An 8,094-nucleotide genomic window follows, 5' to 3' on the forward strand; every position below is an offset into this window, starting at 1 on the left:
TTGGTCAGATGAGACCAGCCATACCTTATCTCAAAACCTGTTTACGATCTTGGCGCTGGCAAATCACATTCCCTTAAACCGGTATTGATAACGCTGGCTTACCGGTAAGCGGGCGCTGTGGTCGCGCAGGCTTAGCCATAGGGCGGCATCAGCATCGCGGTTGACGCTGGCAATACGTTTGACGGCCACCAGGTAGCCGCGATGAATCTGCCAGAAGCCGGCCTCTTCCAGCGTGTCTGCCAGTTCCTTTAAAGGGGTGCGTATATGTGCCTCGATGGTATCCGTCACCACGCGCGTGTATTTCAGTTCGGCGCAAAAATAGATAACGTCGCTGAGATCGATAAAGTGAATGGTATTGCCCACCGCCGCCTGTAGCCAGGCCGGGGACTGCGTCTTGTTGTGCGGTTTTTCCTGTATTTGCTGCATGACGCGACTGATATCAGGTGGTGGCGTGCCCAAACGCTCACGCACCCGGGTGATGGTGCGTGCCAGCCTGGCCGGGCTGCTGGGTTTGACGACATAATCCAGTGCGCCTTCTTCAAAGGCAGCGATGGCATGTTCCTGGAATGCTGTGACAAACACGACATGGGTGCGGGCAGCAAAGGCTTTCGCCACTTCCAGCCCGTTCAGGCCGGGCATGCGTATGTCGAGGAAGGCGACGTCCGGCATCATTTCCCTGGCCAGCCTGAGCGCTTCAAAACCATCGACGGCTTCGGCGACGATATCGGCTTCCGGCCATAACAGCGCCAGCGACTCGCGCAGTTCTGCCCTGAGCAAGGGTTCATCATCTGCGATCAGCACACGCGGCCTTCTGTCGGGATTATTCATGATTCGATTCTGATTGCAGTCAATGGCAGGACCAGTTCTGCCACCGTGCGCTGGTCTGGTGCCATACGTAATTCAAATTTTGCCTTGTCGCCGTACAGTGCGTGCAGGCGCTGACGCAAATTGCGCAAACCTACACCGCTGCCCAGGACCTTTTGTTCCAGCCCGGCACCATCATCGCTGACGGTAATATGCAGGTATCCGGCCTGCTCATGCGCCTGCACAATGATTTCCACCTGTCCTGGCTGGCATTCAACGCCGTGCTGTACGGCGTTTTCCACCAGTGACATCAGCATCATGGGTGGCAAGGCTACTTCATTCAATGAAGGCAAAAATTGTAATTGAAAACGCAGGCGCTCACCAAAACGTATGGCCATCAGTGCCAGATAATGTTCTGCCAGTTCAAATTCTCTTTGCACTGTAGACATGGGGCTGCGCAAATCGGGTAAGGCACTTTGCAGATAGGCGATCAGGTGGTCCAGCATCTGCACTGCCTTATCCGGGTCGTGACGCGCCAGATAGCGGCTATTGGCTAGGGTATTGTAAAGAAAATGCGGCTCAACCTGGGCTTGCAAAGCTTTCAGTTCAGCCGCCAGTGCCAGCTGTTTCAAATTGGCGATCTGCAAGTCACGCGACTGTGTCTGCGCCCGCCACAAGGGGAAACCCAGCAACAGGGTCGTCAACATCAAGGCGCTGACAAAACCCTGCAGGGTATTCAAGCCACGTAATTCATTGGCATCCACCCACCAGTGATAAGCGTTCACCGCAGTCCAGGATGTCAATACAGCTAGCAACAACAAGCAACACCATACCCACAGCCAGTTATGCGACCTGCCCGACAGGCGCAGACTGACCAGCAATATCCATCCCGTTATGCACAAGGGCGAAACCAGCAAACCAAACAACCCCAGCCAGGCGTGGGCCTGCCACAGGAATGCCAGCAAAATAGCACCCACCAGCAAACCTGCACTTAGCAGCGCCTGCCGTCTGGAAAAACCCAGCACGCCGGACACAAGCCGTGCCACATCACCATTAGACTCACCGGCGAAAACAGGAAAACATTTTTCCCCGGTGGGGCTGGCCCACAGCAAGCGCCTGCCTGCTGTAGCCAGGGAATTCAATAACACCAATTTCATAAACTGGGGGCGGTGGGCAATTGCCTGCCCTGCTTCATTTTATCTACCGGCACATCATTACCGACTACTTCCAGTTTCAAATCGTCCAGCCAGACCTGGCCTTTACCTCCATCAATCACACCAAAAGCGATCGAGTTGGCGTTGGCCGGCACATCCAGCACCACGCTGCGCAATTGCCAGTCGGTGGTACCGGTGATGGGTTTGTCTTCGCTATTGTAAAACGGCATTTCATTGCGTGAAGAGGTGTCGACACGCATCCACAGGCCTGCCCAGCTATCCACATCTTTGGTTTTTATCCTGGCCTGGAAACGCACGCGCTTGTTGCGGTACTGGTCAGCAGAAACCATCTGCATCAGCGTACCCCAGCTATTGCCTTCGCCACTCACGTAACGTATGAACTTACCACCTTTACCACTGATGGTTTGGCTGCGGTCGATACCGATCTGGTAAGACTTCGGCGTTTCGCCAGCCAGCAGCCAGGGTTCGGCCAATTTCTCTACCGATTCAGCGGCCACCGCATACAAAGACGCAGCAGCAAGTAAAGACAAAATAATATATCCAGGTTTCATGTTTTCTCCTTTTCATGACGACATGTCATGTGGCTACTTTGCCAGAGACAAAGCCAGCCTTGCCAGGCTTGCGACAAGCGCATGATTTTAACGATAAACGCAGTCAGGGGAAGATAAAAGAGACGGCTTACCTTTGGATCAGGCAAGCCAACCCACTTTTTTCGTGCCTGATTGATACATTATGGCGATTTGTAAAAATTTACAGTAGTGCTTTTTTGAAAATATAGCTTCCGTTATACTTTGGTAGCAACTCTTGAACCTATCGCCGATACAGGCGAAATTTTTTCCAAACAAACAGGGAACCCAGAACATGACCACGACAGCGACCGACCACTTCGCCAGCATTGCCTCAGCCTTTCCCAAACGTCGCATGTCCGTACTCGCCACTGGCAAGCAAGGCTTGATGACCAGTATAGGCCTGGGCTTGTTGTTTGTTGCCCTGACAGCGGTGATCGCGTACTTCTTTGTGCCGGATCTGATCTATGACTATAAGGTATCCAAAGACCCGGTGGTAGATACGCAATCTGAAATACACGGTTCATGCAAGACGCGTAAATTCATTTTTGTTGATTGTGATGTCAAGATCCAATACCTGGCCACGCCGGAAGACAGCACCGTCAAAGAGATCGAACACAGTTTCTGGTTTATCAGTTTCAGCCCTTCGATGAAAACCGAAGTGCTCAGGTACAGAAAAGACCCGTCGATGATTACCACATCAATCGCGACTGAACATATTACCAATCGCTTTCTGATGATACTGGTCTTTGGCCTGCTATTCGGCGGGTTTTCTGTCAGAGGTTTTTTGGTTGCCTGGCAAGATTACAAGCTGCGCAGCATTATCAAACACAAACTGGTACTGAAACCCGTACTGGTCGGTGTCACCAAAATTGAAAACGAGCGCAACATCAGTTTTGAAACCCATATCGGCGGCATCAAGAAAGAACATAGTAACTTCATGCGCAAAAATGAACGCCCGCTATTTCTGTCTGAACAGCACGCTGTCGCATTGGCAGTCGGGGTGCCGGAAACCGATCACCTCATCCTGCTGGATGAACAACTGACCGTATTGGACTTTACTGAACTGGAAAAAACCGAGATACGTAAAGCAATTGCAGCCTAGTGAAGATTTAAACTTTTGCCTTAAAGTTCCTGAAGAAATCCAGCAAGATCTGCGCCGATACGTCGGCATCATCGGCGGTCATGGTTTCCAGCGGATTGTGGCTGATGCCGCCGTTGCCGCAGCGGGTAAACAGCATGGCCACATCGGTCATCCTGGCGATGGCCATGGCGTCGTGCCCTGCTCCTGAAGGCAGTTCAAATGCTGGCAAACCCGCTCTTTGCGTGGCGGCAGCCAGTTGCTGCATGAGCCAGGGTGCGCATGGGGCAGCCGATGCTGCCACAGCCCTGACCACGTTGACTTCTATGGCGCGACGCTGACAGACGGTGGCGATGTGCGCCAGGATGTCATTGACGGCGGCATCACGCAGGGCATCATCGGCAGCACGTATATCCAGTGACAGATTGCAGGCACCGGGTATCACATTCACCGAACCATGCGGTACCTGCAATTGCCCCACCGTACCGACCAGGGATGTCCCGTTTGTACAACGCTGTTCCACATACAGGATGATTTCTGCCGCGGCGGCGGCGGCATCCTTGCGCATATGCATGGGTGTAGTGCCGGCATGGCTGGCCACGCCCTGTAGTTGTACCTGATAACGGCAACTACCGGCAATCGAGGTGACTATGCCTACAGGCAAATCGCGCCCCAGCAAGACTGGCCCCTGTTCTATGTGCACTTCGACAAAGCCCAGTATTTGTGCGGGGTCGCGTGCGATCGCGGGTATCTGGCCCACATCGTGTCCGGCAGCTGTCAGGGCATCACGCATGCTGATGCCGGCAGCGTCTGTTTTATCCAGCAAGGCCAGGTCAAACTGGCCGATGATGGCATTACTGCCGAGGAAGGTGCTTTTGTAGCGCACACCTTCTTCTTCAGAAAAACCGATGACCTCCAGATGAAAAGGCAATTTCTCGCCTCTTTCATGCAAGTGCCTGATGATGGCGATGGGCAGCAATATACCTTCACGCCCGTCATATTTGCCGCCGTTGCATACGGTGTCATAGTGGGACCCGGTCATCAGGGTTTTGGCATCCGGTACATCAGACAGATAGCGCCCCACCACATTACCTACGGCATCGATATGCACCTGCATGCCGGCTTCGCGCATCCAGGTCGCCAATTGGCCTGCGGTTTTCTGGTGCGTGGGCGTCATATAGGCGCAGGTCAGGCCTTCGGCATCATCACTCCAGCTTGCCAGGGTTTCTGACCATTCCATGATGACGGGGCCGAATTGCAGCGTATGGCCCAGCAAATCATTCAGGCGCAGTTCGGCAATGCGGCCTATCTGGCGCAGGCATTCTGCCATTTCATCTTCACGCTGGTTTTTAAAACGACGCTGGAAGGTGGCAATGATGGCCTGCCGGGTAAAACCCTTGCCATCCGGCCCTTTGACGGCCAGGATGAAGGGGAAGCCGAACTTGCTGTTGTAATCAGCATTCAACTGATGCAGGGTGGCGAATTCTTCCGGGCTACAGTTATTTAAACCGGCCTTGGCCTGTTCGCCGGTAGATTCTTTGGTCAATTCACCCGCTAAGGCAGCCTTGCCCGCCAGTTCCGGATGGGCGCGTATCAGGCCCAGTTGTTCATCTTGCGTCGCTGCGGTCACCACCGTTTGCAGGGCCAGCTTCAGCGCCGCGATGCGGGTGAACGGTCTTTGCGTGGCGGCTCTTTCCGGTATCCAGGGGGAATGCTCATAGATACCATGCAAAATTTGCACAAATTCCGCCGCCGTGCAGTTGTTCAGATGGTTCAGATGGTCCAGGGTGGTAGTCGTCATCGCTCAGGCCTAGGCTAAATTTTGAAAATGCTTGCCGGTATCATGTTGTCATCTTCATGATGTGTATATCTTCGATAGTATATTGATAGACTGCTGAGAGTATAAGATTTGGCTGATAGCGTATTTCAAGACATCAATATAGGAGTTCACAATGGGAAAGCTCAGTACACATGTGCTCGATATCAGCATAGGCAAACCCGGTGCGGGTGTGCAAGTGGCCTTGTATGCAGTTGAGGCAGGCCATAAAACATTGCTGAAAACAGCAGTCACCAACCAGGATGGCCGCTGCAACACCCCCCTGCTGGAGGGTGACAGCCTGAAACCCGGTCAGTATGAACTGGTCTTTGCCGCTGGCGATTACTTCGATAAGCAGGGCGTGGACCTGCCCAACCCCAAATTCATAGACCGCGTGACCCTGGCATTTGGCGTGGCAGATACCAGCCAGAATTACCATGTGCCGCTGGTGGTGTCGCCATGGGCGTATTCCACCTACAGGGGTAGTTAGAACCTGTTTACGATCTTAGAGCGTGTTGACCGAATTGATTGTGCAATAAAGTCTTGTCTATATCGAAATCCGTATTTTTACTATACTGTGTTTTCTATATAGTTTGCCGGGGAAAAGTTTATCGTTGATAAACATCCTCAGGTTTTTTTCCTATCGCCCTTGCCGACCACAAGTCGGCAGGCGGCAATAGTGGCGATCTGCTGCAAATAAAACACAACTAAAGAGCAACTGTGGTTTTTCAGTACTAAAATCGTCAATAAAAATGACATTTCTGAAAGTCATTGTCCTGGTCGCAGCGGAGCTGTCATGGTTCGCGACCACTTTGGGATTTTTTATCCCTCTCGTCTGAAGAGCCCGCGGAGGCAGACGAGCTTCAAACATGAGAGAACACATGGAAGCTTTTTTACTTGCGTATGGCACTGAGTGGCTGAACCTGATCGTCCGCTGGCTGCACCTGATCACCGGCATCGCCTGGATAGGCGCATCCTTCTACTTCGTCTGGCTGGATAACACGATCCGCCCACCCAAACCCGGTTCTGATCTGGCCAACAAGGGCGTATCCGGCGAACTGTGGGCCGTGCACGGAGGCGGCTTTTACAACCCGCAAAAATACCTGGTCGCCCCCAAGGAATTACCGGAAGAACTGCACTGGTTCAAATGGGAAGCCTATTCCACCTGGCTATCAGGCTTCGCGATGCTGTTTATCGTGTATTACTTTAATGCGTCGGCGATGATGATAGACAAGTCCGTCGCCGACCTGACGAACTGGCAAGCCATAGGCATAGGCTTGGGTACCCTGCTGGTGGGCTGGACCGTGTATGACTTGCTGTGTCGCTCGCCTTTGGGCAAGCGCGATGGCCTGCTTGGCATCATCATGTTTGTATTTATTGTTGCCGTCGCCTATGTGCTGTCTAAATTGCTCAGTGGCCGTGCTGCCTATATCCACGTCGGTGCCATGATGGGTACGATGATGGTCGGCAATGTGCTGATGCTGATCATCCCCGGCCAGCGCAAGCTGGTCGAAGCCATGCAGCAAGGCAAATCGCCGGACCCGATACACGGCCAAAAAGGCAAGCAACGCAGCGTCCACAATAACTATTTCACCCTGCCGGTGCTGTTCATCATGATCAGCAACCACTATGCAATGACGTATAACCATGCCTATAACTGGCTGGTACTGGCCGTCATCATGGCTGCGGGCGTATCCATCCGCCATTTCTTCAACCTGCGCCATAAGGGCATTACCAACTGGGCTTATCCTGCCGTTGGCGTGCTCTTGTTGCTGGCAGTAGCCATCGCCATCGCGCCCAAACCACCGGTAGCTGCTGCTGTAGCCGCTGGCCCGGATGCCGCCGCAGTCCAGTTTGCCAAAGTGCAATCCATCATCCATCAGCGTTGCGTCGCCTGCCACGCGGCAGTACCTACCCAGCCCGGCTTTGCCGCTGCACCGGCTGGTATCAGGCTGGATACCGCTGAACTGATACATCAAAACGCCGTCAAAGTGAATATGCAGGCAGTGCAGTTGAAAGCCATGCCTATCGCGAATTTGACGCAAATGACAGAAGACGAACGCGCCGTTATCGGCGCCTGGTTTCAGGCTGGTGCCAAGTAGGCCAGTCAATACGTCAGCACAAAAGAAAGCTCTCCACCCATGAACCACTACCAACAACTCGACGCCTGGATCGACAGCCACTTTGATGAACAGGTCAGCTTCCTGCAAGAACTGTTACGCGTCCCTACCGATACCCCACCCGGCAACAATGCCCCGCATGCAGACCGCACTGCTGATCTGCTGCACGACATGGGGATCACCGCAGAAAAACACAGCGTCCCTGACAGTGAAGTCAAAGCCGCTGGCCTGCAAAGCATCACCAACCTGCTGGTACGCCGTGTGTATGGCCCCGGCAAGACCATCTTGCTGAATGCCCATGGTGATGTGGTTCCCCCCGGTGAAGGCTGGACCAAGGCCCCGTATGGGGGTGAAATAGAAAACGGCCATATCTATGGCCGTGCCACTGCCGTCAGCAAATCTGACTTTTCTACCTACACCTTTGCCCTGCGTGCACTGGAAGCTGTCGCCAAGCCCAAGACTGGCACGCTGGAATTGTTATTTACCTATGATGAAGAATTTGGTGGCGAAGTCGGCCCCGGCTGGATGTTGA

At 53.4% G+C, this 8,094-nt stretch carries 8 protein-coding genes; 4 read left to right on the forward strand and 4 right to left on the reverse strand.

The window, feature by feature from the left end; all coding sequences use genetic code 11:
• Positions 1-63: 63 nt before the first annotated feature.
• Genes ACO0K9_RS11140 through ACO0K9_RS11150 form a run of 3 tightly spaced genes read right to left on the reverse strand, consistent with a single transcriptional unit; the run spans position 64 to position 2,530 of the window.
• Entirely contained in the window at positions 64-828 is a 765-nt protein-coding gene (locus tag ACO0K9_RS11140) for a LytR/AlgR family response regulator transcription factor (protein WP_422984775.1), read from the reverse strand.
• Positions 825-1,961, reverse strand: a complete 1,137-nt coding sequence (locus ACO0K9_RS11145) for a sensor histidine kinase (protein ID WP_422984777.1) — start codon at positions 1,959-1,961, stop codon at positions 825-827. The genes ACO0K9_RS11140 and ACO0K9_RS11145 overlap by 4 nt, the downstream gene beginning before the upstream one ends.
• A complete protein-coding gene (locus ACO0K9_RS11150; protein ID WP_422984779.1) occupies positions 1,958-2,530 on the reverse strand; it encodes a transcriptional regulator in 573 nt (190 codons plus the stop codon). The genes ACO0K9_RS11145 and ACO0K9_RS11150 overlap by 4 nt, the downstream gene beginning before the upstream one ends.
• 310 nt (positions 2,531-2,840) lie before the next feature.
• On the opposite strand from ACO0K9_RS11150, the gene ACO0K9_RS11155 reads away from it, so the two are divergent.
• The gene (locus ACO0K9_RS11155) at positions 2,841-3,650 is read left to right on the forward strand and encodes a hypothetical protein (RefSeq protein WP_422984781.1); all 810 of its coding nucleotides are present in this window, start codon (positions 2,841-2,843) and stop codon (positions 3,648-3,650) included.
• Positions 3,651-3,657: 7 nt separating this feature from the next.
• On the opposite strand, the gene ACO0K9_RS11160 is transcribed toward ACO0K9_RS11155, so the two are convergent.
• Complete coding sequence (locus ACO0K9_RS11160; RefSeq protein ID WP_422984783.1) at positions 3,658-5,427, reverse strand: allantoate amidohydrolase; 1,770 nt, start codon at positions 5,425-5,427, stop codon at positions 3,658-3,660.
• Between the two features lie 151 nt (positions 5,428-5,578).
• Here ACO0K9_RS11160 and uraH point away from each other — a divergent pair, with 151 nt between their 5' ends.
• The 3 genes from uraH to ACO0K9_RS11175 form a co-directional block, all read left to right on the forward strand.
• Entirely contained in the window at positions 5,579-5,932 is a 354-nt protein-coding gene (uraH, locus tag ACO0K9_RS11165) for a hydroxyisourate hydrolase (protein WP_422984785.1), read from the forward strand.
• Positions 5,933-6,323: 391 nt separating this feature from the next.
• Complete coding sequence (locus ACO0K9_RS11170; RefSeq protein ID WP_422984787.1) at positions 6,324-7,544, forward strand: urate hydroxylase PuuD; 1,221 nt, start codon at positions 6,324-6,326, stop codon at positions 7,542-7,544.
• A gap of 39 nt (positions 7,545-7,583) precedes the next feature.
• The coding region (locus ACO0K9_RS11175) for a M20/M25/M40 family metallo-hydrolase (protein WP_422984789.1) at positions 7,584-8,094 on the forward strand (511 nt) is incomplete at its 3' end.

This window comes from Undibacterium sp. Ji50W (genome assembly GCF_049340445.1).
Classification (GTDB): Bacteria; Pseudomonadota; Gammaproteobacteria; order Burkholderiales; family Burkholderiaceae_D; genus Undibacterium.

Coding starts and splice junctions, on each gene's coding strand:
- ACO0K9_RS11140 (WP_422984775.1), bottom strand. CDS start 828: ATGAATAATCCCGACAGAAGGCCGCGTGTGCTGATCGCAGATGATGAA.
- ACO0K9_RS11145 (WP_422984777.1), bottom strand. CDS start 1,961: ATGAAATTGGTGTTATTGAATTCCCTGGCTACAGCAGGCAGGCGCTTG.
- ACO0K9_RS11150 (WP_422984779.1), bottom strand. CDS start 2,530: ATGAAACCTGGATATATTATTTTGTCTTTACTTGCTGCTGCGTCTTTG.
- ACO0K9_RS11155 (WP_422984781.1), top strand. CDS start 2,841: ATGACCACGACAGCGACCGACCACTTCGCCAGCATTGCCTCAGCCTTT.
- ACO0K9_RS11160 (WP_422984783.1), bottom strand. CDS start 5,427: ATGACGACTACCACCCTGGACCATCTGAACCATCTGAACAACTGCACG.
- uraH (WP_422984785.1), top strand. CDS start 5,579: ATGGGAAAGCTCAGTACACATGTGCTCGATATCAGCATAGGCAAACCC.
- ACO0K9_RS11170 (WP_422984787.1), top strand. CDS start 6,324: ATGGAAGCTTTTTTACTTGCGTATGGCACTGAGTGGCTGAACCTGATC.